General features: G+C 46.3%; 23 protein-coding genes. 12 read left to right on the top strand and 11 right to left on the bottom strand.

Features of this window, described 5'->3' with window-relative positions:
• The first annotated feature begins 64 nt into the window (after nt 1-64).
• The 5 genes from cgtA to KO531_RS02345 all read left to right on the top strand — a co-directional run bounded on the left by cgtA (nt 65) and on the right by KO531_RS02345 (nt 3,636).
• The gene (gene cgtA, locus KO531_RS02365; RefSeq protein ID WP_105250000.1) at nt 65-1,234 is read left to right on the top strand and encodes an Obg family GTPase CgtA; all 1,170 of its coding nucleotides are present in this window, start codon (nt 65-67) and stop codon (nt 1,232-1,234) included.
• A 27-nt stretch (nt 1,235-1,261) separates the two neighbouring features.
• Nucleotides 1,262-2,023, top strand: a complete 762-nt coding sequence (locus tag KO531_RS02360) for a threonine/serine exporter family protein (protein WP_113939893.1) — start codon at nt 1,262-1,264, stop codon at nt 2,021-2,023.
• Entirely contained in the window at nt 2,020-2,493 is a 474-nt protein-coding gene (locus KO531_RS02355; RefSeq protein ID WP_113939894.1) for a threonine/serine exporter family protein, read from the top strand. Before KO531_RS02360 ends, KO531_RS02355 begins: the two co-directional genes overlap by 4 nt.
• A 27-nt stretch (nt 2,494-2,520) precedes the next feature.
• Nucleotides 2,521-3,003 (top strand): type 3 dihydrofolate reductase, encoded by a 483-nt coding sequence (gene folA / locus KO531_RS02350; RefSeq protein ID WP_028761532.1) that lies wholly within the window; start codon nt 2,521-2,523, stop codon nt 3,001-3,003.
• A gap of 219 nt (nt 3,004-3,222) precedes the next feature.
• Nucleotides 3,223-3,636, top strand: a complete 414-nt coding sequence (locus KO531_RS02345; RefSeq protein ID WP_105249997.1) for a DUF3718 domain-containing protein — start codon at nt 3,223-3,225, stop codon at nt 3,634-3,636.
• Between the two features lie 235 nt (nt 3,637-3,871).
• Here the strand turns inward: KO531_RS02345 and KO531_RS02340 are convergent, their stop codons facing one another.
• The 7 genes from KO531_RS02340 to lptD all read right to left on the bottom strand — a co-directional run bounded on the left by KO531_RS02340 (nt 3,872) and on the right by lptD (nt 12,925).
• Complete coding sequence (locus KO531_RS02340; RefSeq protein ID WP_173496948.1) at nt 3,872-5,893, bottom strand: methyl-accepting chemotaxis protein; 2,022 nt, start codon at nt 5,891-5,893, stop codon at nt 3,872-3,874.
• A gap of 97 nt (nt 5,894-5,990) precedes the next feature.
• On the bottom strand, nt 5,991-6,815 hold the full coding sequence (locus tag KO531_RS02335; protein WP_113939897.1) for a symmetrical bis(5'-nucleosyl)-tetraphosphatase: 825 nt from the start codon (nt 6,813-6,815) through the stop codon (nt 5,991-5,993).
• A gap of 21 nt (nt 6,816-6,836) precedes the next feature.
• Nucleotides 6,837-7,217: a Co2+/Mg2+ efflux protein ApaG gene (apaG, locus tag KO531_RS02330; RefSeq protein ID WP_028761528.1), complete on the bottom strand. Its 381-nt coding sequence runs from the start codon at nt 7,215-7,217 to the stop codon at nt 6,837-6,839.
• A 48-nt stretch (nt 7,218-7,265) separates the two neighbouring features.
• Nucleotides 7,266-8,072, bottom strand: coding sequence for a 16S rRNA (adenine(1518)-N(6)/adenine(1519)-N(6))-dimethyltransferase RsmA (gene rsmA, locus KO531_RS02325; RefSeq protein WP_219250295.1), 807 nt, complete (start codon nt 8,070-8,072; stop codon nt 7,266-7,268).
• Between the two features lie 15 nt (nt 8,073-8,087).
• On the bottom strand, nt 8,088-9,074 hold the full coding sequence (gene pdxA, locus KO531_RS02320; protein WP_219250294.1) for a 4-hydroxythreonine-4-phosphate dehydrogenase PdxA: 987 nt from the start codon (nt 9,072-9,074) through the stop codon (nt 8,088-8,090).
• Nucleotides 9,075-9,080: 6 nt separating this feature from the next.
• Nucleotides 9,081-10,385, bottom strand: a complete 1,305-nt coding sequence (gene surA / locus KO531_RS02315) for a peptidylprolyl isomerase SurA (protein ID WP_105249993.1) — start codon at nt 10,383-10,385, stop codon at nt 9,081-9,083.
• A gap of 242 nt (nt 10,386-10,627) precedes the next feature.
• The gene (lptD, locus tag KO531_RS02310) at nt 10,628-12,925 is read right to left on the bottom strand and encodes an LPS assembly protein LptD (RefSeq protein ID WP_219250293.1); all 2,298 of its coding nucleotides are present in this window, start codon (nt 12,923-12,925) and stop codon (nt 10,628-10,630) included.
• Nucleotides 12,926-13,084: 159 nt separating this feature from the next.
• On the opposite strand from lptD, the gene KO531_RS02305 reads away from it, so the two are divergent.
• From KO531_RS02305 to KO531_RS02285, 5 genes are all read left to right on the top strand, one after another.
• Nucleotides 13,085-14,128 (top strand): phosphotransferase, encoded by a 1,044-nt coding sequence (locus KO531_RS02305; RefSeq protein ID WP_251068818.1) that lies wholly within the window; start codon nt 13,085-13,087, stop codon nt 14,126-14,128.
• Complete coding sequence (murU, locus tag KO531_RS02300) at nt 14,125-14,802, top strand: N-acetylmuramate alpha-1-phosphate uridylyltransferase MurU (RefSeq protein ID WP_219250291.1); 678 nt, start codon at nt 14,125-14,127, stop codon at nt 14,800-14,802. Before KO531_RS02305 ends, murU begins: the two co-directional genes overlap by 4 nt.
• Before the next feature lie 69 nt (nt 14,803-14,871).
• A complete protein-coding gene (gene djlA / locus KO531_RS02295) occupies nt 14,872-15,660 on the top strand; it encodes a co-chaperone DjlA (protein ID WP_113939902.1) in 789 nt (262 codons plus the stop codon).
• Nucleotides 15,661-15,701: 41 nt separating this feature from the next.
• Nucleotides 15,702-16,334, top strand: a complete 633-nt coding sequence (locus KO531_RS02290; protein ID WP_198572993.1) for an outer membrane beta-barrel protein — start codon at nt 15,702-15,704, stop codon at nt 16,332-16,334.
• Between the two features lie 35 nt (nt 16,335-16,369).
• Nucleotides 16,370-17,323, top strand: a complete 954-nt coding sequence (locus tag KO531_RS02285; protein ID WP_219250290.1) for a D-2-hydroxyacid dehydrogenase — start codon at nt 16,370-16,372, stop codon at nt 17,321-17,323.
• 68 nt (nt 17,324-17,391) lie between these two features.
• Here KO531_RS02285 and KO531_RS02280 read toward each other — a convergent pair whose 3' ends face one another.
• The 4 genes from KO531_RS02280 to purT form a co-directional block, all read right to left on the bottom strand.
• Nucleotides 17,392-19,674: a hypothetical protein gene (locus tag KO531_RS02280; RefSeq protein WP_219250289.1), complete on the bottom strand. Its 2,283-nt coding sequence runs from the start codon at nt 19,672-19,674 to the stop codon at nt 17,392-17,394.
• Nucleotides 19,664-21,130 (bottom strand): DUF3142 domain-containing protein, encoded by a 1,467-nt coding sequence (locus KO531_RS02275; protein ID WP_219250288.1) that lies wholly within the window; start codon nt 21,128-21,130, stop codon nt 19,664-19,666. The genes KO531_RS02280 and KO531_RS02275 overlap by 11 nt, the downstream gene beginning before the upstream one ends.
• Before the next feature lie 143 nt (nt 21,131-21,273).
• Nucleotides 21,274-22,998: an RluA family pseudouridine synthase gene (locus KO531_RS02270; protein WP_219250287.1), complete on the bottom strand. Its 1,725-nt coding sequence runs from the start codon at nt 22,996-22,998 to the stop codon at nt 21,274-21,276.
• A gap of 250 nt (nt 22,999-23,248) precedes the next feature.
• The gene (gene purT / locus KO531_RS02265) at nt 23,249-24,424 is read right to left on the bottom strand and encodes a formate-dependent phosphoribosylglycinamide formyltransferase (protein ID WP_219250286.1); all 1,176 of its coding nucleotides are present in this window, start codon (nt 24,422-24,424) and stop codon (nt 23,249-23,251) included.
• A gap of 281 nt (nt 24,425-24,705) precedes the next feature.
• Here purT and KO531_RS02260 point away from each other — a divergent pair, with 281 nt between their 5' ends.
• Entirely contained in the window at nt 24,706-25,098 is a 393-nt protein-coding gene (locus KO531_RS02260; RefSeq protein ID WP_028759246.1) for a DUF3302 domain-containing protein, read from the top strand.
• Nucleotide 25,099: 1 nt separating this feature from the next.
• Nucleotides 25,100-26,245: an HlyD family secretion protein gene (locus tag KO531_RS02255; RefSeq protein ID WP_219250285.1), complete on the top strand. Its 1,146-nt coding sequence runs from the start codon at nt 25,100-25,102 to the stop codon at nt 26,243-26,245.
• Nucleotides 26,246-26,247: the final 2 nt, after the last annotated feature.

Raw genomic sequence — 26,247 nt, 5'->3', positions numbered from 1 at the left:
GTTTTTTGGCGACCAATGAAGTTAGACGGTATAATTGCTTCATTCAGTGGTGCCAGGAGTAAGTATGAAGTTTGTCGATGAGGCAGTAATTAGGGTCGAAGCAGGCGACGGCGGTAGCGGTTGTGTTAGCTTTAGGCGCGAAAAGTATGTACCTGATGGTGGTCCTGATGGTGGTGATGGTGGCGACGGTGGCAGTGTTTTCCTGCAAGCTGACGAAAACTTCAACACTTTGATCGAGTTCCGTTTTGAACGTTTTCACATGGCTGAACGTGGCGAAAATGGTCGTGGCCGTGATTGTACTGGTCATAGCGGTAAAGATCTGATCTTAAAAGTTCCTGTTGGTACTCGCGCGGTCGATCATGATACTGAAGAAGTCCTTGGGGATTTAACAACCCACGGTCAAAAGCTACTGGTTGCCAAAGGTGGTTTCCATGGTTTAGGTAACACCCGTTTTAAGAGCAGTACTAACCGTGCCCCACGTCAAAAGACGTTAGGGACACCTGGTGAAGTTCGTAGCCTTAAATTAGAGTTGTTACTGCTGGCTGACGTTGGTTTGCTTGGCATGCCTAACGCGGGTAAGTCGACATTCATTCGTGCGGTTTCCCGTGCAACGCCGAAAGTGGCTGATTATCCGTTTACAACACTGGTGCCTAACTTAGGTGTGGTTAATCCACGTCCTGGGCAAAGCTTTGTGATTGCGGATATTCCTGGTCTCATCGAAGGCGCTGCCGATGGTGCGGGTTTAGGTATTCGCTTCTTAAAGCATCTTGAGCGTTGCCGTATTCTGCTGCACATCATAGATATTGAGCCGATTGACGGAACCGATCCGGTTGAGTCTGCGCGCGCTATCGTAGGTGAGCTTGAGAAATATTCTCCAAAGTTGGCGAGTAAGCCGCGTTGGTTAGTCTTTAACAAAACCGATCTGCTGCTTGAAGAAGAGCTGCAAGAGAAGGTTGATCGTATCGTTAAAGAAATGGGTTGGGAAGGCGATGTTTATACTATCTCCGCCTATAACCGCGACGGTACCAGTGAGTTGGCATTAAAACTCCTCGATTACATTGCGAGTCTTCCACCTGAAGACAATGAAGTCGACCCAGATAGTGAAGTTGAGTTCAAGTGGGATAATTATCATCAAGCAAACCTTGATTCATTGAATGAAGACTATGTTGATGAAGATGATGACGACGACTTTGATGATGACGACTACGACGTAGAAGTTATTTACCAAAGATAATAGTAATCTTTGAGTTTTGAGAGTTCTGTGTACGCTGATACTCAAAATGATATTACTCGGCAAGTTGTGCGTGCTGCACAATTGCTACTGGCCTACGGCGCGGAATCTGATTTAGTTGAAGAAATCAGCCAGCGTCTAGGCCAGGCTTTAGGTCTTGCTAGCGTAGAACTCTCTATTTCCTCAAATTCCCTCGTGTTAACCAGTTTGGTTCATGGTCGCTGTATCACAACTACTCGTCGTATTCGTGAGCATGGCATTAACATGACAGTCGTCTGTGAATTACAACGTATCTGTTTACTCGCTGAAAAAGGGCTGTATGGCCCAAATGAAGTGCGTAAACGCTTGGCGCGGATTGAACCTAAAACCTATCCTCCTAGCTTAGTGGTATTCATGATTGGCCTGTCGTGTGCTAGCTTCTGTCATTTATTTAATGGCGATCTCACTGCATGCGTGATTACTTTTTTTGCCGCGGCAGTGGGTATGTCGGTACGTTTAGCAATTGCTAAGCGGCATTTTAATTTATTAGTCAATTTTGCCATCACAGCTTTCGTCACCAGCATGCTGGCTCAAACGGGTTATTTGTTTGAGTTAAGTGAAACTCCTAAGGCTGCTATGGCCGCGAGTGTGCTGATGTTAGTGCCGGGTTTTCCGATGATTAATGCGATTTCCGACATGGTAAAAGGGCACATGAATGTCGGTATATCCCGCTGGGGTCATGCTACTTTGCTGACCGTTTCTTCTGTGATTGGCATTACGATTGCGATGCAGATCGGCGGAATTTTCCTATGATGGAATTACTGATAACGCTGCTGCACGATGCTTTTTTCTCTGCCATCCCCGCCGTAGGATTTGCTATGGTATTTAATGTTCCTAAACGATTTCTTCCTTACTGCGCTTTAGCGGGAGCCATTGGCCATAGTTCCCGTACTTTAATGTTACAGTTTGGTCTGCCAATCGAGTGGGCAACCTTCGCCGCCGCGGCATTAGTAGGGATTATTACCATAGGGTTTGGTAAGCGCCACTTAGCGCCACCTTTAATGTATGCTGTCGCCGCGATTATTCCTATGATCCCAGGCACTTATGCATTTAATACTGTGATTGCCTTAGTGCAATTGACCGCTCAATCTCAAGTCAGTCCTGAACTGACGGGGCAAGTGATTAGTAATGGCCTCAAAACTGTCTTTATTCTAGGGGCGTTAGCTGTGGGTTTGGCCATGCCGAGTTTGTTGTATTTCAGGACCCGCCCCGTCATTCAATAATTCTATTTCCATAAAACAGGAGTGAGCATGCGCATTGCTATGATAGCCGCGATGGCAAACAATCGAGTCATCGGAAAAGATAATAAAATGCCATGGCATCTTCCAGAAGATCTACGTCACTTTAAAGCGATGACTCTAGGCAAGCCTGTTGTGATGGGACGTAAGACCTTTGAGTCAATCGGTAGGCCCCTTCCTGGTCGACATAACATAGTGATTTCACGCCAAACGGATCTGGTGATTGAGGGGGTGACCTGTGTGACCTCGTTTGATGCTGCTAAACAAGCTGCTGGTGAGTGTGAAGAGTTAGTGGTTATAGGTGGTGGCCAGCTTTATGCCGAGTTATTGCCCTGCGCCGATATCTTATATTTGACGCAAATCAATCTTGAGGTGGAAGGCGATACATTTTTCCCCCACTGGGACGATGGGACTTGGAAGGAAACTGAATCTTTGGCGAGTATAAATGCGGCTGGTTTGGAATATCGCTTTATCAATTTGGTAAAAAAATGTTAAATTACAGCTTCTGTTGTGTACCCTGTGTGTATGGGGCGTCAGTTTATCTAACGTATTGCATCATATCGGACATTTAGTTTTCACGGAAAGAGATAGCCTATTTCGTTATCCTAGATTTCGAACGAGAGCTAAAGCCAAGAGGTCAATATCATTTAGACAATAGATGCAGCCCATACAGAATTGATAATAAAACTATAAGAAAGTATTAAGGAGTATCGGATGCGTCTTATGCCTGTGGCCTTGGCTGCGTTGATTGGATTTAGTTCTATTGCTGTACCAACCTCTGCTGTTGCGGGGGAAGATCCACTCGTAGCGAGTCTTTGTGATTATGTAAAAGCTAACGACAAAAACCGCTTGCGTAAAAAGTTAAAAGAAAGCCGCGTTAAGTTACGTCAGATTTACAGTGGTATCAGTTGCGATGGTGCAAGTCTATTGCGCACCGCTTACGGTGCGAGTGCGAACGATACCGGTGAGTTTGTGGCTAAGCGTTTGTCGGCGACTGAATTGAGTGTTGCTGAAGCTGATGGGATGACTATCCAAGCTTGGGCTGAAGCAAACGGTCATGGTGCTAGCCCAATTACCGCTGCAGTGAAAGAGCGCCTTGGCGCTGCTGCGGGCGGTGAAGAAGAGTAATGCGGATTTGAACTTAGCGGCACTTTAGCTCTATTTGCTGCTACGTTATATTAAGCGTCTAATATCAAGTATCTAGCATTAAGCTAGATAAAAATGCCAAACTTAAGTTTGGCATTTTTTATGGCCTTAATTTGTGCAAAGGCCGGACAGTTCGAGTCGTCAGTAAGATAGGCAAGTGAATTCGTCTCAAAAGAAAGGGCCGCTAAGCGACCCTAGGTTTTAGTGGTGATAAACATTAGACTCTAAATTCACCGACCGAAGCTTGGAGTTCTTCGGCTAATTTGGCGACTTGATGGCTAGACTGAGCCGTTTGATCTGCACCGATAGCGGTTTCTTCTGAAATTGCTGCAATATGCTCTAGTTTTTCAGAAACTTGCTGGCTTACTAAATTCTGTTCCTGCGCAGCATGGGCGATATGGGTGCCAGAATCATAGGCCTTATGCACAGATTGGCTGATGGTCTCGAGGGCAATGTTGGCTTGCTCCGTTTTTTCAACACAGGCGTTGGCTTGAGCACGCCCCATATCCATGGCGGCAACGGCTTGCTCTGCACCTTGCTGCAACACTTCGATCATCTGTTGGATCTCTCGGGTCGACACTTGAGTGCGTGAGGCTAAACTACGCACTTCATCGGCAACTACCGCAAAACCACGACCTTGTTCACCCGCACGGGCGGCTTCAATAGCGGCGTTAAGGGCGAGTAGGTTAGTCTGTTCTGCAATACCACGGATCACATCCAAAATTGAGCCAATAGAGGCGCTGTCCGACTGCACTTTATTAATCACAACACCCGCTTTGGCCACTTCATCGGCTAAAGCCAAAATAGTCAGTTTGTTCTCTTGTGCAATGGCACGCATGTGCTGAGTTTCTTGATCAGCCTGTTTGATTTGCTCAAGGGCTTGATTGGCACTTAAAGACACCTGCTGAGCACTAGAGCTAAGTTCAGTTGTCGCAGTAGCCACTTGGTCAACTTGGCTTTTTTGTTCTTGTATGCCTGAGGTGGTTTGCGCTGTGATTGCTGATGTTTGTTCGGCTGCCGCGGCAAGTTGATTTGACCTATCTAGAATACCTATGATTAAACTGCGTAAGCTATCGACGAGACGATTACAGTTTTTTGCTAGTTCGGCAAATTCATCGTGTCCAGAATCATCTAGTTTATGGGTAAGGTTGCCTGAGGCTAAGACGTTAAGGGCATTGTTCACTTGGCTGAGTGAGCGTTTTAACGGATTCACCACAGCAAAACTCACAATCACTGCGACAACGATTGCTATTAACACGACAATCATGGTTTGTATGCTGGCAGAGTCAATTTTGGCTATGGTGTCATTGCTCATGTTTGCGGCAACAAGTTCGATGTTATCGCTGACATCATTCATGTTGGAATTGATGACTTTCACATCATTTTCAATAATGCCAAGTTTTATCACTGCTTCTTTGGCGTGTGAGAGCTGACTCGATTTTAGCTGCAACATAGATTGCGGACCGGTGACGAGCGCTAATACTTTTTCAATATCTTTAGTGACCGAGCTTAAGGTATCCGCTTCGACAATACCTTGACCGTGACGATTCACATATTCAAGTTTGTTCTTGGTTTCGCTGATAATGTAGTCAAGTTCCTTTGAGATCAGTTCGTGCTTACTGTCTTCGTCATTCGTTACTAAATCTGCAATAGTAGTGATGATATTTCCGAGACTAGTATCAATAGCGCTGGCTGATGCAGCAAGACTCTGCTCATCGGGATTCTGACTGCTTTCTAAATCAACAATATCGAGCAGTTCTGATGAGGCATCATCGGCGGCATTTTCGAGCTTTTTCTTTAGTTCAACTAGCTGTTCTTGCTTGCTCAATGAGGCCTCACGTTCGGCGATCATGGCAATACTATCTCGCTCAAAGGTAGCAAAGCTGCCGCTTAATTGGGCAATTAAAGAAGATAGATTCTGCTGGCTCTTGACTAACTGAGTGAGGGTGGCAATTTCGTTTTTGAACTGAGTCCCGTGGTCTTCGAACACTTTACGAATATTCGGGATATTTGCCGATCTAGGAGTGTTATAGGCAATCAGGATTTGTCTTTGTTGCTCACTCAATGCTTCACTAAGGTGGTTTGTCGATTTTAGCGCGGGCAAGCTTAATTCTTGCATCATAGCAGAGCTGGCTTTTAGGCTATTGTTGGTTAAATAAGATGTAAATCCTAGCAACACGAGTAAAAGTGTGACAATACCAAATCCGCCAATCACTCTGGTGGCTACATTAAATTTCATAGGATACTCCGATTTTTATTATATTTTTCCAAATGAAAACAGGGTGATATTCAGGGTTAGGCGGCTCAGTCTGTTATCGACTTTAAGCTGTTTTAGTTTAACTCTTTTTTAACTTTTTTTGCGTAATTTTTTGGTCTTTTTCAAGATGCCATAAGGTTAAGTGTTCACCCCAGCAACAGCCTGTATCTAAAGCCTTTAATTTAGTATCATCGACCTTGCCCATCAACGCAGCCCAATGGCCAAATACTAAGGTATGACTCTGGCGCAGCGGCGAAGCAAACTCAAACCAAGGTTTGAGTTGTGGATTAGTACAGTTTTCAGGAGGTTGTTTGCAATCAAAATCAAGTCGGCCATCGACATAAAGATAGCGCATGCGTGTTAATGCATTGATGCAATAACGTAAGCGTTCTATGCCAATTGCACTTGGATCCCATTGCTCTGCGGTATCTGAATACATTTGGCTTATTAATGTCTCAAGATAATCATCGTGCTTGAGGGCGCGACTGACGAGTGCGGATTCTTCTCTTAATACCTCCAGCGACCACTGAGGTGGTACACCCGCATGACTCATAATGAGTTGGTGTTCAGGTAATTCACGCATAAGAGGTTGTTGTCTCAGCCAGTCAATTGAGGCTGAGATATCGGGGGATTCTAGAATTTCAGTGAGATTATCGCTGGGTTTAGCGCGCTTGAGCTTACCGTGTAATGCCATTAGATGGAGATCGTGGTTACCTAAAACCGTTTTAGCGGAATCACCTAAGGAGCGAAAAAAACGTAGCGTAGCTAAGGAGTCAGGTCCACGTGCAACAAGATCACCTACAGCCCAGAGTTCATCGCGGGAAGGATTAAAATCGACCTTAGCGAGTAATTTTTGTAACTCAGCGAAACAGCCTTGAATATCACCAACAAAATAATGCGCCACAGTACCCCTTTCCTAACGATATTAATGTAGTAAGCCTGGGGTCGCTAAACGGAAGGGACGGATTGTCGCCTGGAAACGCTCACCCGATTCGCTGACCATACCATAAGTGCCGTGCATTATGCCAAGTGGCGTATCGAGCACAGTACCACTGGTGTATTGATAGGCAGTATTCGGCGCAATGGTTGGCGTTTCACCGACAACACCGGCACCTTGGACTTCACTGGTGTTGCCATTGGCATCAGTGATTATCCAGTGACGAGTTTCAAGTTTAGCCGCTTGCTCACCTAAATTGATGATAGTGATGGTGTAACTGAAGAGGTACTTTTCATCCTCGGGCGAGGACTGCTGCTCTATATACTCAGTTTTGACTTCGACCCGAATGGAGGTGTCCAATGCGCTCATTCTTGTTCCTAGGCTCTGGTATAAGGGCACCTAAGTGCCCAGACATATTTATGCTTTCTTATCGCAAACCATGTTAGCCATAGCAACATACTGCTGCACGCTAATCTGTTCTGGGCGTTGACTTGAGTCAATCCCTAACTGCTCGAACTCATCGTCAGATAACATGTGCTTTAAGTTATTACGCAGAGTCTTACGACGCATGTTGAATGCGGTAGTACAAAGGTGGCGTAGTACGGTCATATCTTTACAAGGGAACGGCTTTACGGCGTATGGCAATAAGCGTACGACTGCTGAGTCCACTTTAGGCGCAGGGGTAAAGCTGTGGGGCGGTACTTCGAGAACCGGAACCACTTGGCAGAAGTATTGTGCCATGACCGTTAAACGGCCATAGGCTTTACAGCCTGGGCTTGCCGATAAACGCAGTACCACTTCTTTTTGTAGCATAAAGTGCATGGTTTCAATCTGTTCGGCAAATTCGAACAGGTGGAACATCAGCGGCGTTGAAATATTGTAAGGTAAGTTACCGAATACTTTCATTTTTTTGCCAGGCACACTCAGTTGGCCAAAATCAAACTGCAGTGCATCACCTTGGTGAATAGTCAGTTTATTTTTAAGGACTGGGTGTTGATGTAAGCGTTCAACCAGATCGCGGTCGAGTTCGACAACAGTCAGATTATCCACAGCATCGGCTACAGGTTCAGTTAAGGCACCAAGGCCAGGGCCGATTTCGACCATCACATGGTGATTATCGGGTGCAATCGCACCCACAATGCGGTCAATCACATTGCCGTCGGTAAGGAAGTTTTGTCCGAAACGCTTTCTGGCCGTGTGGCCTAAATGTACTTTGTTGCTCATTAATAATGTAATCGTTTAGTTCTTTGAGGATAACTCAATGGCTTTATTCAGAGCACAGACAAAACTGCCAATATCGGCCTTGCCTGTACCCGCGAGATCGAGCGCCGTACCGTGGTCAACCGAGGTACGAATATAAGGTAAACCTAAGGTGATGTTTACCGATTTGCCAAATCCTTGTGACTTGAGAACGGGAAGTCCTTGGTCATGGTACATGGCCAAGACGACATCGGCGTCCTGTAAATATTTAGGTTGGAACAGAGTATCGGCCGGTAATGGGCCGACAATATTCATCTGGAACTCTTCTCTCAACTCGTTGAGTGCAGGAATAATCACGTCGATTTCTTCACGCCCTAAATGGCCGTCTTCACCTGCGTGTGGATTGAGACCACAGACATAAATTTTCGGGGAAACTATGCCAAATTTGCTGATGAGATCGGCATGTAGAATCTTGATAATATGCTGTAAGCGTTGGCGCGTTATGGCTTTTGCAACATAGGCCAGAGGAATATGGGTGGTCACGAGTGCCACTTGCAAACCTGGTGTTGTCAGCATCATCACTACATCGGGGCAATTTGCTTGATGGGCAAAAAACTCAGTATGGCCACTAAAGGAAATACCCGCTTGATTGATAATGCCTTTATGCACAGGACCTGTCACGACAGCATCAAACTCGCCACTCATGTTTTTCTCGCCCGCATAACGCAAGGTTTCAACTACATAAGTGCTGTTTTGCTCATCGAGCTGACCGCAAATCGATTCGCTCACTAACTTAAAGGGCGCTATGGTTAATGTGCCCGCTTCTTGCGGTTTAGGAGCTTGATTTGGCTGGTAAGGGCGGAAAGTCACTTGCAAACCGAGTCGTTTCGCACGGCTCGCAAGTAATTCTGGATCCGCACAAACGACTAACTCAGCAGGCCAAGCCTGCTGAGCGAGTTGTACGACTAAATCGGGGCCAATACCTGCGGGTTCGCCTGGGGTAACGGCAATACGTTTAGTGCTCAATTAGAATTAACCTCGATTGGTCTCTGGCTGGAAGATTTCAATGTATGCGTCTGAACGCATTTCGTCTAGCCAGTTTTGCAGTTCTTCGTTAAATTTGCGACGGAAGATCAACTGGTGCGCACGGTTGCTATTGAACTGATCCGTGGCGTCGGTTTTTCTGCGTTCTTCTAACTGAGTGATATGCCAACCGTGAGTCGTACGGAATGGCTCACTAATTTGGTCGTTTTTCAAACTGTTGAGCGTTTGAGCAAACTCAGGTACGTAAATGCTTGGTTCTGCCCAACCTAATTCACCACCTTTTGTGGCCGAACCGGGATCCTCTGAGTACTGACGCGCTAGGTCTTCAAACTTAGCTTCACCTGAGCGGATTTGCTTCAGGAATTGCTCAAGCATGGCTTTAGCGCGGTCTTCTGACAGGATCGGCGATGGCTTGAGCAAAATGTGGCGCGCTCTAACTTCTTCGATTTCTTTGGTTTGTAGGCCGCGAGCATCCATGATCTTAATAATATGGAAACCTGCGCCACTCTTAATCGGGCCGATAATGTCACCCATTTTCGCACCGTTGATCACTTCGGCGAACAGAGTTGGCATTTCGTTGATGTTCATATAATCCCAAATACCGCCTTCGAGTGCTTTAGGACCTGAAGAAGAAGCGATAGCGGTACGACGGAAATCCTCACCACTCTTCAAACGTTCTAATACGATATTGGCGCGTTTGCTTGATGCTTCGAGTTGTTCACTGGTGGGGTTATTAGGCACGTCAATCAGGATGTGGCCAATTTGGTATTCCACATCTTTCATCCCTTGTTCTTGGATGAGTTTGACTAGGCTAGTAATTTCCTGTGGTGATACTTGAATACGGCGTTGTACTTGAATACGTTGAATTTCACCTAGAGTGATTTCTTCGCGCAATTGTTCGCGGTATTGACTGAAACTTAAACCTTCGCTTTCAATTTTTTGTTGCATCTGCGCGACAGACATTTTTTGTTCACGCGCGATGTTTTCAATCGCTTGGTCTAGTTGTAAGTCACCAATATTCAGCCCTATACGACTGGCCATTTGCAATTGTAGGCGAGTTAAGATTAAACGCTCAATCACCTGAGTGCGCAGGGCACTGTCAGAAGGTAACGATTGGTTTGCTGCTTTGGCATTCGCTTTAACAGTGTCAATCATGTTAGTGATTTCACTTTCGAGCACTATGCCGTCGTTAATTTGGACTGCAACGCGGTCGAGCGGCTGGGGGGCGGCCAATGTAGGTTGGCTGATCGCGAGTGCAAATAAAGCAAAAATCAGATGTTTACTGGGTTTCATCCACAAAATCCTTGGCACGTTCTAAGGTCAGGTTCGACGGCTTAATTGAAATAACTTTACCATTTATATCGAAATTACAGTGAGTTGCCCTAATGTAATTTTTTGGCGACGCATTTGAGTGCAAGGTTAGACCTTAAGATCCGCTTTTATTCGCTTTAGCAAAAGGTGAACGGTAAAGCACTCATTAATCTGTTTGGACTCTGAGTCCTTGTTGAGGTTCAGCAATCTATCACAATTCTTTGCTAATTCCTCAGATAAAGCGGTTTTCTGTAGTTAAACAGGCCGTCATTGAGCATATCGGATACGCCTAATGGGCCAGAACCACCGAGTCCCTTAATGATTAAGTTCAGGTAGATACCACTATCAAACTGTTCGCGAGGATCAATTGTGGCAGAACCTATATTGTCGTCATAGTTGGTTTTAATGCGGTAATGATAACTAAGTCTTACTGCGTAACAGCATGATTCGTACTGGATACCTGTGTAAGTTTCAATACTGCGACTTTCGTTAAGGTCATAATACCAATTACCAACAAAGTAGAGGTCGTCACTGATTGGCCAAGCGCCACGAACGCCCGCTTGGGAGATGTTCACTGTATCATTGGTATTTGAGTTCAATAAATCTGGGACATAGCGATAGCTAAATTGCAGCAATTTATTCGCTTCAGGTCTGAAATCTAAGGTGACTTCAGATTTTTTATTGTCACTGGTGTTGGTATCGTACTGAATCGCAGCCCCCATATACCAATCATGGGACAAGCGGGTATCTAACTCTGCAGCAAGTACTGAAGTTGATTGATTAGACTCAAAAATACTGTCTTCGTAACCGACTTTACTGTCTTGCAGGTAAAAAATTTGTCCTAGGCTGAATTTAGTGGCTTCTTGGTTGTGACTATCAAACAGGCGTGTAGTAACACCTAGAGTGACTTGATTTGCATCGGAAATCCGATCCAGACCCGAGAAGCGACGATCACGGAATAGACCAAAGTAGTCGTCCTGTAATTGAGCCGTATCATAAATGCCTATGTTGCGTTGATCTTCGTAGCCGACATAAAGATATTGAAATTGTGGCTCGAGCGTTTGGCGGTAGTTTTGATCGAAAAGCTCAGTAAAACGTTCGAAGTTGATTTGACCATTAATCCGTACCTGCGGGATGGTGCGATTCACTGTGTCGTCAACAACTATGTCTGGATCTTCGTTATGCTGCCAATAATTGGTCTGCATCAACTTAACTTGACTGGTGAGCGAGCCTGAAGGCCCATGTATTGGCAGAGTTACGCTTGGTGACATGTACAAACGAGTCGCCGTATTAACATTGTTGTCCTGATGGGCAAAATTCGTTAGCTCCGAATTGAAACCAAAATCTAAATTGTTCCAAAAATCAGCAGCGCGATAGTTAAAGTTAACCTGAGGCATGACTTGATATGGTTTTTCATCCTCACCCAGTACTTTAATATCTTGTACTCGGGTGCTTAGATCCCAGTTACTTTCGAAGTAGCTGATTTCACCTATGCGTGATAACTGGTTATCGGTTGCACGGTTAACATCTGACTTTAAGTCATTGAAATAATTGTTATCTGATACATCGGTAAAATTCGCTAATACGCGCCAATTTTTGTCGATCGCCCCTTGATGCTGCCAGTTATATAAGTAGCGATTCGGGCTACCATCGATCAATTTGTCATTGCCTAGATATTCTAAATTGACTCGGCCATTTTGGGCCTCACCCGCCAGATAACCAAACTCTGTTTTAGTGAATAAACCACGGTTTGACATATAGCTAGGTGTAAATGTTAAATCGTACTCTGGGGCAATATTCCAATAATAGGGTGCGGAAATTTCGACACCATCAGTAGTGCTAGTGCTAAAACTAGGGTAGAGAAAGCCAGATTTACGTTTGTCTGAAACGGGGACTGTCATGTAGGGGATATAGAATACAGGTACACCACCAATTCTTAGTTTGGCATTCCAAATTTCGCCCCATTCTTCTTCACTGTTGATCTTGATCTTTTCGGCCTCGAGTAGCCAAGACACATTGTCAGGAGGGCAAGTAGTGAAGTTGGTATTCGTTAAAATTAAATTGTTATTGATAGTAATTTGCAGTTTTTCGGCATCACCGTGAACTTGTTGTCCATGGATCCAATATTGTGCGCCTTTAAGGGTGGCACGGTTTGTCCGCATTTGAGCTTGTAAGGATTCGGCTGTAACGGTGAAGTTACTGTCTTGAAAGACTAAATTACCATTGGCATCAAACTGTTCAGTAGCTTGATCTAAAATCGCCTCATCGGCTGCTATGTGCCTATCGCCTTGGCTAAAAACCACATCGCCACGGAAAATCGCCTGCTTCCCCATTTCGGCATTGGTGTTATCAGACGCAATACGAATTTTGTTGAGTTCAGCCGCACTCATCCCTTGGGTTTGAGATACGATACGGGGTACTGGCGGTTCGATTAAGCATTGGGATGCTGAAGCGGTTAGAGAGTCGTCTGCCAGGACTAATTGCGGTAACAGGCTCAGGGCCAGAAGGTATCGGATCTGCATCTTTAGGTCAGTAATTATGATTTCTTATTCTGGACAAGTATGGATGGGGAAAGTTGCAATTGACAAACGCAACATCGCTTAATAAATCTCTCAATTTCTTAGCTGTTTCCAAATTCTATGCCAGCTATAATAAAGCAATTTTTCTTTAAGAGCCATGAAATGACTTTATCCGATCCGAGATTTCTTTCCCTTAATCAGTGGCTGAATGCTTATTTTTCCTGTGAGGTGATGCCTGTATTGATTTCTGGAGACGCAAGTTTTAGGCGTTACTTTCGGATTTCGATGCCTGATGCTACCTTTATCGCCGCCGATTCACCGCCTCAGTTAGTGCCTATCGCCCGCTTTATTGCACTGTCGAATGCTTATTCAGCCGTGGGACTGACAGTTCCAAAAGTAATCCACGCCGATGCCGATTTGGGTTTTATGTTGATGAGTGATTTGGGCGATACCCAACTCTTATCTGTATTGACGGTACAAAATGTGGAAGGGTTTTACCGTCAGGCGCTCGATTTATTACCGCAAGTGGCCGCTGTGATTGAGTGTAAGAATTTTGATAGCGGTTTAGTACAGGCATTACCTAACTACGATGAAGCCTTTGTGCGCCGTGAATTACACATTTTTACTGAGTGGCTGTTAGGAACACATCTTAATTTGTCTTTGGACGCGGCAGAGTTGCAGTTGCTGAATGATACTTTTGATCGCCTCGTCGGCAATGCGCTGTCTCAACCTAGTGTGGGAATGCATAGGGATTTCCATAGCCGTAATCTTATGCTGCAAGCGGACAAGCTGTGCGTGATTGATTTTCAGGATGCTGTCGTTGGTCCTGTGACTTACGATGCGGTATCACTACTACGCGATTGTTATATTCGTTGGCCACAGCCGTTAGTCGCAGACTTGATGCTGTATCATTATCAGCAAGCATTAGCGCTTGGTTTTATTCCCGCACAGACTCCTTTTGAGCAATATCAAACTTGGTTTGATCTCATGGGCTTACAGCGCCACATTAAGGCGGTGGGGATTTTTGCACGGTTAAACTATCGCGATAGTAAACCTGCGTATATGGCGGATATTCCACTGACATTAACGTATATTGTCGACATCTCGCTGCAGTATCCCGAACTCGTGCCATTTGCACACTGGTTAACTCGTCGTGTGTTACCTGCGTTTACTGTGAGTCAGTCTTCATCTGAGGTTAAGCAATGAAAGCCATGATCTTGGCCGCTGGACGAGGGGAAAGGTTACGGCCGTTAACGGATAGTTTGCCTAAACCTATGGTGCCAGTGTTAGGTAAGCCGCTGATTGTTTATCATATTGAAAAACTTGCCGCGATAGGCATAGTCGATATCGTCATCAACCATGCTTGGCTAGGGCATAAGTTAGTCGAAGCTCTGGGCGATGGCAGCACTTTTGGGGTGCGCATTCGGTATAGCGCCGAAGAGAGTGCGCTTGAAACCGGCGGCGGCATTAAACGCGCTTTGCCTTTATTGTGTGAGGACGGAAGCGACGAACCTTTTTTAGTGATTAATGGTGATGTGTTTATTGATGCTTTACCGCCAATCACGCAACTGGCTGCGGATAGGCTCGCTCACTTATGGTTAGTGCCTAATCCTGAGCAGCATCCAAATGGCGATTTTGCTTTGAATGGTCATCAAGTGCAGGAGCGTGGCGATGTTAAGCACACGTTTTCGGGCATGGGTATTTATCACCCAGCGTTATTTCATGACACGCCGCAGGGCGCCTTTGCACTGGGGCCGTTGCTCCGATCGCAAATGGCTCAAGACAGAGTTAGTGGTGCCTTGTTTAATGGATTTTGGTGTGATGTCGGTACCATTGCACGATTGCAAGCGCTTGAACTAAGGTTACAAAGTAACAAGTAAATTTCGGTGCTGGCATATCCATAGGATTAAGCTAGTGCATCAAATACATAATAGAAATCAGGAAATAAGATGCGGCTTTGGGGTAAGTTTTTTGGATTTGTCATTGGCTTTATGTTCGGCCGTATTTTTGGGGCACTGCTAGGTTTGTGGCTCGGTCATCTTTACGATAAGCGTGCGGCATCGGGCGTGGGTTTTCGACAGATTCTAGGGCAGGCTAAGAATCGCCAAGCCATTTTCTTTAATACCACATTTGCAGTAATGGGGCATGTGGCGAAAGCATCAGGACATGTTACCGAAACCGATATTCGCATTGCGACCTTATTAATGGATCAAATGCGTTTAACGGGGGAAGCCCGTAAAGAGGCGCAACAGGCATTTCGTGAGGGTAAATCGGCGGATTTTGATTTGCGCAGCAGCTTACAAGCTTTCCGTGTTATTACGATGGGACGCAAAGAGTTAGTGCAGATGTTCATCGAAATCCAGATCCAAACGGCACTGTCTGATGGTGAATTGGATCCTGCTGAGCACGCTATCTTGATGACGATTGCTCAAGAGTTAGGTTATGGTCGAGCGCAGTTAGATGAATTACTTAAACGCTGGCAGGCGGAGTTTCGTTTCCATCAAACATCGAGTGGCAATAAAACATCGATTACTGATGCCTACAGTTTACTTGGCATTACGAACGAAGCTAGCGACCAAGAAGTTAAACGGGCTTACCGTAAATTGATGAATGAACATCATCCCGATAAGTTAGTGGCGAAAGGGTTGCCACCGGAAATGATGGAGCTAGCTAATCGTAAGGCTCAGGATATTCAAGCAGCCTATGACAGAGTCAAGTCTGAGCGCGGTATGCGTTAGCCTTGATTAAATTGGTTTTTGTAAAAGATAAGGAATTCATTATGAAAAACACTTACCGTTTGTTGCTGTTGGCGAGTTTGTTACCTGTGGCTATGTCTACGCAGGCCGAGGTATTTATCGCTCCTTTTGGTGGTTATAGTCTGGGGGGCGGTCAATTTGATGTGAATCAATATGAGGTCAACACAGATCAAACGGGTAATAAGGCTGATGTGAAGGTCGAGGAGTCGAGCCATTACGGTTTGATGGTGGGTATTGGTACGAATGATCCCGGTAATATTTATCTTTTATATAGTCATCAAGCCTCTGAACTGAAAAGTGGCGGCTTGTTTACGCCAGACTTTCTTACCTCGTTAGATTTAGATTATATCCATTTGGGTGGCACTTTATATTTCCCCCGTGGCGATATCCAGCCCTATGTCACCGCCAGCGCGGGAATCACCCGCATGCTGCCCAGCGGTTGGTCGAGCGAAACGCGTTTCTCCATGGGGATTGGTGGCGGGGTAGAGTATCAAGTGACGCCACACTTTGGCTTGTTTGCGGATATTCGGGGTTATGCGACGTTTATCAACAGTGACACTTCGCTGTTTTGCAATGAAGATGAATGCCTATGGCACATTACGTCGGATGTGATGTGGCAGGCTCAGGCTAACCTTGGGCTCAAAGTCAGTTTTTAGATCTAACGCATCGTCTTAAAAGGAGATTTAGTGGCATGAAAATAGTCGTACTTGATGGTGAAACCTTAAATCCTGGCGATCTCAGTTGGCAATCCTTAAATGAATTAGGCGAGTTTGCGTGTTTTTCCCGCACAAGTGGCGCTGATATTGTCGCGCGAGCCCAAGGTGCTGAAGTCATTCTCACCAATAAAACGCCGTTGACTGCAAAGACGCTAGCACAACTTCCTAGTCTCAAATACATAGGCGTATTGGCCACGGGCACGAACGTTGTCGATATCGCGGCAGCTAAAGCGCAAGGTATAGTGGTCACTAATGTGCCCGCTTATGCTCCTGATGCCGTTGCGCAAATGGTGTTTGCCCATATTCTGCATCACACCCAAGCCGTGGCCGCCCATCATCAAGCTGTGGTCGATGGTCTGTGGGTGAACTGCCAAGATTTTTGTTTTACTTTAATGCCGTTGCAATCTTTAAAAGGCAAGACTTTAGGCTTAATAGGTTATGGCGATATCGGTCAGCAGGTGGGAACACTCGCCCTCGCATTCGGGATGAAAGTTCTTGTCAATACTCGCTCAGTTATCAAGGATTTACCCCAAGGCGTGACGTGGGCGCAACGTGATACTGTGCTTAGCGAATCAGATATTATTTCGCTCCATTGTCCGCTTACTCCAGAAACTGAGCAATTTATCAATCAACAAACCCTCGCCTTGATGAAGCCTAATGCGTTGCTGATTAATACAGCGCGCGGTGGATTAATTGATGAAGCCGCGCTTGCTGCTGCGCTGGCTCAAGGCAAGTTATTTGCCGGCGTGGATGTGTTATCGACTGAGCCGCCCACTGCAGATAATCCCTTATTGCGTGCGCCTAATATCAGCATCAGCCCCCATAATGCGTGGGCGACGAAGGAAGCAAGGCAAAGTCTACTCAATATCGCAGTGGCGAATTTGAACGGTTATTTGAAGGGGGAAGTGATTAACTGCGTGAACAAGTAAAGCGGTATGCGTCTTCCTCTCTTTTCATCATATCGACGTTGAGAGAGAAAGACGTAAATGGTTATTTATTATTGAGTCTTTCTTCTACGCATCCACCACACACCCAATAAGCCTGTGATGGCTAATATGCCAAATACGACGGGCTTTTTCAGCTTGTGGTACAGGGCGTTCCATTCTGCCATTTCATTCGCCTGCGCTCGTTTTACTGCACTGTCAAAATCGGGCGCTTCACATTGCAAACCAAAGTTCTCGGCCCAAGGCACAAAGGGGCCGTTGGCGACGTATTTTTTGTAGTAACGCAGGGCAAGCTCTTGATCTCGATACAATACCCAACCTGTGGCTTGGCAGAGTAGCGCTGCATAGGCTTGGCTGTTGTGGGGCACATGATCCGATGCCTTGTTGGCTAGTTCTGCCGCCGTGTAGCGATAATGGAAGCGTTTATCGGGAATTGCTTGGCTGGCGCTGATCCGCAGCTGTTCTTTCTCAGCCAGTTTGCTCGGTTCATTCCAATCACTTAGATCGAACACACCTTGGTAAATAGTGTAATCCGGGGCTAATTCAAACCCTAAGAGTTCCATGCCTTGGTGGCGGGCAAGTTCGGCAACAGCCCAATAGGCTTTCGCGCTATCAATGCCTTTTGTTTTTTTCGCTGCATTCAACTCTGTGCCATAGGCAAGGGCGCTGGCATTCAGTTTAGGATTAGGGAAGTAAACCGGCGCTTCAGCTATCGCGCCTTCGCGTAATAGCCTGCGACCTAACAAGTAGCGCAAGCGGTTGTTAATTGGCTCAATATTATCGTACCAGTCGCTGTCTTTAGGGTATTCAAAGGCGATAAATGGCACATGTTCGTCGACAAATAACTTAAGTTCAGCCGTAGTGAGTACGCGCTCCGCCACATAGGCGATGTCTTGCCAGTACTCATCACCGCTGGCGAGTAAGTGACTGAGCGCATCGACATATTCGCCACGCTCTAGTGACAACACCCCTTGCTCTGCACGAATACGACAGTAAGTGGCTGTATCTTCATCGGCATTAATGGCTTGTTGCTGAGTTTCTTTAGCGTCAACTGTGGTCGAGATCTTATTGAGTTGCTCAGGGAAGTGACGCGCTGCCTGAGCATAGGCCTTGGCAGCTTCTGCTTGATCGCCCTTTTGTAGCATTAATTTTGCGTTGAGCCACCAAGTGAGGCCGCTCGGTTTCGCTAGCGTTAATAGGCGCTCAGCACTGGCATAATCCCCTAACTGGTAATAAATCGCCGCTAATTTATCGCCATGGTTGAGCTGTAAGCCATCGGTTGGAAATACTTTAAGGAGCTCAGCAACCTTTAATCCCATTTCTGAAAGCTGGCCATTGTAGGCGAATTCATTAGTGCTGCTTTGCCAATAGGCAATCAATAACTGCTGCACGCTCGCCTGTTGCAGTAGCGGCTTAAGTTCAGCAATCTCTTTACCCATCAAAGTGCGGCTTAACATCAATAAGGAATCATAACCGCCGCTATCGCCCTGTACCGATTGGGTGGCATAGAGCTCAATAGCTTTATTCAGTGCATCAGGGGAGAGAGCCATTTGCAGCTCTGACTCAGTTTCACCTGCCCCTTGATTGGTCAATTGCGGGAGCGGCTGGCCTTGGTGTAGCAGGATATAGGCTTGCTCACCTAAGCTCGCTAAACTCAAACGCAGGGGATCGGCGGCGCCTTGTGCGACTTCGGTTTGTAATTGTGTCAGGTAAGCATTGGCACGATTAAAATGTTCAGGATCAGCCGAAGTCTTGCTTAAGATAAGCTCAATACGCGACAGCGAATAGAGTGCCCACAGGCTGCGAGATGCGCGTTCACTTTGTGGTAATTTAATGATTTTGCTGAAATAGTTACTCGCCCTATCATAATCTTTTGCTTCAAACGCTACGGCACCTAAGGTGTACCAAGTTAGCGCTTGTGGTAGATCTTTGTCTAACTTAGCGGCCATTTGCTCGGCTTCAATGGGGCCAGTTGCATCCCGCAAAGTGTTCACTAAGGCCAAATGGGCGTCACTTAACTCGCTGTTTTCAAAGGCGCGAGTTTGTGAAAGATAACGGCTATGCACTTCATCCCAGAGATATTCCTGCGCAGCGGGTGCATCTTGATACTGCCAAGGCAAAGGTTTTGCGAGGGCGGTAAGCTGTTGGCTAAAGGAGGTTTGCGGTAAATAACTGAGATTGCTCTGCCTATCCTGAGTGAGTTGCAAAGGAAAATCGGGGCCGCAGGCCAATAGCATAGGGGAAAATAAGCTTAAACAAATGAGCGTGGTCTTTTTAAGCATAAAAGCCCGATTGGGTGTTGCCATGGTAAACGATAGTTTTGGCTTATGGCGCATAAATTCCCTGTAAATATAATGACTCACAACGTGCCCAGCCTATCACTTTTTGGCCGCCAGGGTTGAGCATGTGTGTTTGAATGTCTCTGTTTGATTGCGGCATAGGCATGATTGCAGTGCGTGAAACTGTTTTGGTTGGTGTCAACGCTGCTGTATTCTCAACTCGCCATTGCCACGTTAACAGCCCATCTTTTTGTATTACGCTATAGCCATTTTGCGCATCATACCCGCTGCAAGCTTGTCCCGCTAGCGACAAAAGAGGAGGAATTTCACCTGCAATATTACCGTGATTCATTAAGCTCAGTTGGAATAGCTGTGGCTTGTGGATTTCCAGATTTTTTGGCTTATTTTCAGCGGTTAATGTCGTTTGGGTTGTGGCCTTATTATCGCTTGAGATCACTAATTCAATCTTGGCGGCAAGTTCACCTTGCTGTGCAACGGCGATTAAGGTGTTGAGTGGCCAAACCCTTTTATCCCCTTCCAGCGGCAGCCGAAACCAGATAATGCCTCTGAGTTTGGCATCTTTTTGAGTGTGTAGTTTTTGCACAAAGGCTTGTAATACTAGAGGGTCGGCCATCAGTTCCTGTACTACATTGGCTAATTGGAGTTGATCGCGCAGCGGTGTTTCACTTTCAACTTTATAACCTGAAGCTGTACTGATGACCGCCGAACCATAGGCGGGGAGCGCAATAAGGTAAGGCACAGTGCTGATATTTGAGAGTTGCTGCACCCACTGCCAACCTTGAGTCGCATCGAATAGTCCGAGGCGAGGATCGCTTACGCTGTGAATTTGTAGCACCAGTTCATCAATATTGGTGAGTAACACGGGAAAATCGGCGCTACTGAGCCAAGCGGGCAGTGCAGTAATGCTGAGTTTGAGTTCTGTGGGTAACTGCGCTTTAAGCTTTTTAAGAAAATCCCGATAGGCTGGCAGTTTACTGTTGGCACTGTCGTGGTCGATTTCAACCCCCGCGATGTCCGTGCCTTTTGCCTGCCAATCTGCTAGTACTTGGTTGATTTTATTAATAACTTGTTCATCATTTAAATGCACGAACTGACCATCTAAGCGAATCACGGCAATTTTGGGCCTAGGATCTGCCTGCAACCAAGCATGATTGACCGCAACTTCAAACCAAATATCGGCACCATTGGGTTTGGGGTGTGCCTGCAGTGCTAAAATACGTAATCCTTGGAATGCACCTTGGCTTTGCACTAATGCCGTTTGATTGGCGGGGCGCCATTGGCGCTGCCAGATATAGACTTCCTGCGCGAGTGGAGCACGAGGCATTACGGTTGCGGAGGTGATTTCTGCTGTATGACTGGCATTTGGGTTTGCCTTGAGTTCACGGGGCTCCGATGCGGGCTGGCAGGCGCTCATAAATACGGCGGCGCTCAACAAAGCAAATAAGAACCATTGATTTCGGCTTATGTTTTTAACCAGATTGCCTATGCCCATACTACTGCTATCGATTCCGTTTTGAGTGAGGCATTACTATGCCCGAAAAATGCCACTTATACATCGCGGTCAAACTTCTGATAATGCCCACTAAGCTTGGTTTTCCTTTTGGTGCCTTGTTAATCAATATCAGAACTCAGATCTCAAAAATCAGGATCGACTTGAAAGCGCATCTGTTCACGGGTGACGGGATGTTGAAGCATCAATAAATCGGCATGCAGATGCAGGCGATTGGCGCGAGTGCCGTACAGATCGTCACCTACAATGGGCGTATTTAGCCCTTCTGAGTGGGCGCAGTGAACTCTGAGTTGATGGGTTCGGCCCGTTTTTGGGGATAGATATACGCGGGTTGTACGTGCCATTTCATCGATATGGCTCAATTCCCAATAGGTTTGGGCCGCTTTGCCAAATTCATGGCAAACGAGTTGCCTCGGTCTATCGTCTAAATCGCCACGCAGGGGTAAAGAGATTTGTCCCGCTGCCTGTTTATCTGCCATTGCTGTAGGGATCCCCGCTAAAAGTGCCACATAACGTTTAGTCACTGTGCGCTGGATAAACTGTTTTTGCAGTTGTTTATGGGCGTCTTTTGTCAATGCGATCACCATTAATCCCGAGGTCGACATATCGAGCCTGTGGACGATAAGTGGCCCAGTGGCATTGGGAAACATTTGCCGCATGCGCGAATACACTGAGTCTTCAATCTCTTTGCCGGGCACTGATAAAAACTCGGCGGGTTTGTTCACAATCGCCATCGCCTCGTCTTGGTAGAGGATGCTTAAGGTTTTGCCTTCGGCGGGGTTCGTCAGCAGCGGATTATCATCGACAACAAGCCCTTCGAGCATATGCCCCAAGATAGGTTGGCATTTACGCAGACAGGCGGGATAAAACTGTTTGTGTTGGCGAATTTCCGATTTTGGCGGCGCCCCCCACCAAAATTCGGCAATCGCCAATGGTTTAAGACCGTGTTTAAAGGCGTAATGTAGCAACTTAGGGGCGGCACATTCCCCTGAGCCTGCGGGCGGTGTTAACTCAACCGTCCCGTTAAATATGCCGTTAAGGCTTTTTTCTGCACCGCGAATATTCAAAAAACGATACTGCTCAAACAGCTTTTGCTGCAGCGCCGCCGAGAGCTGTTTACGCTGTTGTCGTAACGCATCGCGCTCATCTGTCAGTTGGCTTAACGCTTGGCTGATGGCATGGATACGTTCATCCCAATAGCGTTTAATATCTCTTAACTGATTCTTTTCGTTAATGCTTTCTTGGCTGAGTTTAGCTTCGATTGCATTATTTTCACGTAAAGTCTCATCAGTTGGATTGGTAGTCCATTGCACTGCGAGTTGATTGCGCTGCGTCTTGCGGGATTGACGGCCATCAATCATCACTTGCCTGTGGGCGGCAAGCTTGGCTTGTGCTTGGGCTTGCTCAGCGTTGAGTTCGCTCGATAGCCGAGGAATATCGGGGTGATTTTCTACTGCAAGTAGCTGCTCGTTAATTTGGTTGATTTGCAGATTTTCGGCGTGGAAAAAATTGTCCTTAGCCAGCATGTCAAACACAGGTGGAACGAAGCGTGGCCAATGGTTTTGCTCAGCTAACTTGCCCGAAAATGCCGACAAATAGCCCACTTTCCCCTGCGGGTCTTGCACTAAAAGCACACCAAACATTTTACCAATGGCACCGGTTAACTCCCCTGTGAGGCCAAAGTTATGTTGCCAATCGTTTTGAGTCTCTAGGTGGCGTTGTAATTCGTTGGCAGCGATCACGCACAGTGGATGCGGTTCGTAATAGAAAGGAAAGGTAAAACGTTGCGGCAGGGCATAGGCATCAATGGCTTGTGTGAAAGAGGTAAAGCAAGAAGGCTGAAGATGCATATTGGGGTCTACTGTTGGTTTTACTTATCTGGGTTAATTATCGGAGTTAATTATCTGAGTTAAGCCACAACTTAAGATGAGGGCTAGTAAGAAAGGGCGTTAGTTTACTCTGTCGATTTGGGACTGTCGATTTGGGGCCGTCACTTTTTATTAGTGTGGCTCTGTGTTGAAAAAGGGAAATGGCATTAAAGCGCATTTCCCTTTGATGTGTCGCTTGTACTTAAAGCCAATTTTAAACGGTTAAACCCGCTTAAAAGATGACTTTCACTTTACTGGCGCTATCGAGTGCTTTGCTGATTGCGCTGTCGATATCGATATCACGGGCAAGCGCGACACCTAAACGGCGGCGACCATCAATATCGGGTTTGGCGAATAATCTAAGCTGAGTGTTGACCGCTTCTAATGCCGCACCAATCCCTTGGTAGCGGATATTGCTTGAGGTGCCTTCGGCCAAAATTACCGCTGAGGCACTTGGACCATGCTGATGGATATTGGGAATAGGTAGGCCGAGAATCGCTCTAACATGCAGGGCAAATTCCGATAAATCTTGGCTGATGAGTGTGACTAAGCCTGTGTCGTGGGGTCTTGGCGAGACTTCAGAGAAATACACTTCATTGCCTTTAACAAACAGTTCTACGCCAAATAGTCCATAACCGCCAAGGGCTTCGACGACTTTGCTCGCAATCGCTTGGGATTTTGCTAACACTTCATCGGACATGGCTTGTGGCTGCCATGACTCGCGATAATCGCCATCTTCTTGCCTGTGGCCAATGGGCGCACAAAAATGAATGCCGTTGACTGCGCTGATGGTTAACAGGGTGATTTCATAATCGAAGGGAATAAAGCCTTCGACTATCACGCGACCGCCGCTGGCGCGTCCGCCTTCTTGGGCGTATTGCCATGCTTTATGGCTGAGGGCGATATCGCGAATAACGCTTTGGCCTTTACCCGAGGAACTCATGACTGGCTTCACCACACAGGGCACGCCAATTTCACTAATCGCTTGATTAAATTCGGTTTCGGTATCACAGAAAAAATATGGCGAGGTTGGTAAACCTAAGGTTTCAGCGGCGAGGCGACGAATACCTTCCCTGTCCATAGTGAGCTTTGTTGCCCGAGCAGTCGGGATAATATTTACCCCTTCGGCTTCCATGTCCACTAAGGTTTGGGTGGCGATGGCTTCAATCTCTGGGATGACTAAGTGCGGTTTTTCTAACTCGATAACCGCACGCAGGGCATTGGCATCGAGCATATTGATCACATGGGAGCGATGCGCGACTTGCATGGCGGGGGCGTTGGCGTAACGGTCAACGCCAATCACTTCAACGCCTAAGCGTTGTAGTTCAATGGCAACTTCTTTGCCAAGTTCACCGCAGCCGAGCAACATGGCGCGTCGTGCGCCCTCAGTGTAGGGAGTGCCTATCATGTGTGGGTACCTTTGAGATTGTAGGGATGATGAGTTTTATGCTTGCGTTCTATGCCGCAATGATGTGGCTAGTTTAGCCTGAACAGGCTTTAGGATCATGGAGTAAATCGACAAGTGTGTCCCGGATCACTGGGGGCAAAAACGAAACAGCATATCTTTGGTTAATATTGGGGCTGAGGTTGAGAGTAAACTCAAATGTTAATGTCATGTTGGTGGCATGTTTGGAGACCATCCACTAATCTTTGGGATGGAATACATATTATTAATACAAGGAGATGCAGATGTTCTTAGATTACTTTGCGTTAGGTATTTTGTTTTTTGTCATCATTATTATGTTTTATGGTGTCATTGCCATTCATGATATCCCCTATGAAATAGCCAAAAAACGTAATCATCCCCAGCAAGATGCATTGCATATCGCCGGGTGGGTGAGTCTATTCACCCTACATGCTATTTGGCCATTTTTATGGATCTGGGCGACTTTATACCGTGAAGATCGCGGTTGGGGGTTCAATACTGTAATGAAGCGAGAATTAGTTTTAGAGGAGGATGTGAATTCATTGCGCGAGACGGTCAGAGGGCTTCAGACTCGGCTTGAACAGTTAGAGCAAATAACTCCCATGAATATAGCGCCTGCTGTGGATGCGATAAAAACAGACAAAGTTGAGGTATAACATGGATTTATTACTCATACTCACCTATGCGGCCGTGTGTATTGCTATCTTTAAAGTCTTTAAAATTCCGATGAACAAATGGACGGTTCCCACCGCAGTGCTGGGTGGGGTGTTCATTATTGGTACCTTATTGCTCGTGATGAATTACAACCATCCTTATTCTCGTTTTGCCCGTGAATATTTTGTCACTATCCCTATCACACCCGCAGTAAAAGGCTTAGTGACTTCGGTGGAAGTGCAGCCTAATATGCCTGTTAAACAAGGGGATGTGTTATTTCGTCTCGATCCTATTCCCTTCGAGGCCGTTGTTAAACGTAAACGCGCAGCTTTGATGGAAGCAGAGCTCCAAGTGCCACAACTCGCCGCGGCGTGGGAGTCGGCTAAGGCTAATGTAGAGCGCGCTAGGGCCGATAAAGACCGTAATAAATCTGCCTTCGAGCGTTATGAGTTAGGCCGCAAGAAAGGGGGCGCGAATTCGCCTTTTACTGAACTGGAACTCGATAATAGGCGTCAATTGTACTTAGCCTCAGAGGCACAACTGACCGTCGCGAATGCTGAAGAACTGCGTGTCAGGCTGGCCTATGAATCTAATATTGATGGTGTTAATACCAAAGTGGCTGGCTTGCAAGCTGATTTAGCCAGTGCACTCTACGATTTAGAACAGACAGTCGTGCGGGCACCTGCAGATGGTGTGGTAACGCAAATGGCACTTCGTGCGGGAGCGATGGCAGTGCCTTTACCATTACGTCCAGTAATGAGCTTTATTCCCGACGAGCAACGCTACTTTGCGGGGGCATTCTGGCAAAACTCGTTAATGCGTTTGCAGGAAGGTGATGAAGCTGAAGTGATATTGGATGCCGCTCCAGGACAAATCTTTAAGGGAAAAGTGGCGAAAATATTACCCGCTATGGCTGAAGGTGAAGTTCAAATGGGCGGCGCGCTGCAGTCATCGGCTCGTTTATTTCAAAATGGTCGCGTTATTGTGCTGATTGATATCGAAGATGATGCTATCCGTACGCAATTTCCTGCGGGTGTTTCTGGGCAGGTTGCAATTTATACTGAACATTTCCATCATGTCGCTGTGATGCGTAAAGTATTGCTGAGGATGCAAGGTTGGTTGAATTACTTGTTTTTTGATGGACATTAACC

The sequence above is a fragment of the Shewanella sp. NKUCC06_TVS genome (assembly GCF_019345515.1).
GTDB classification, from domain to species: Bacteria; Pseudomonadota; Gammaproteobacteria; order Enterobacterales; family Shewanellaceae; genus Shewanella; species Shewanella oncorhynchi.
The sequence above is the reverse complement of the archived record's forward strand: the minus strand, read 5'-3'. Positions and strand labels throughout refer to the sequence as shown.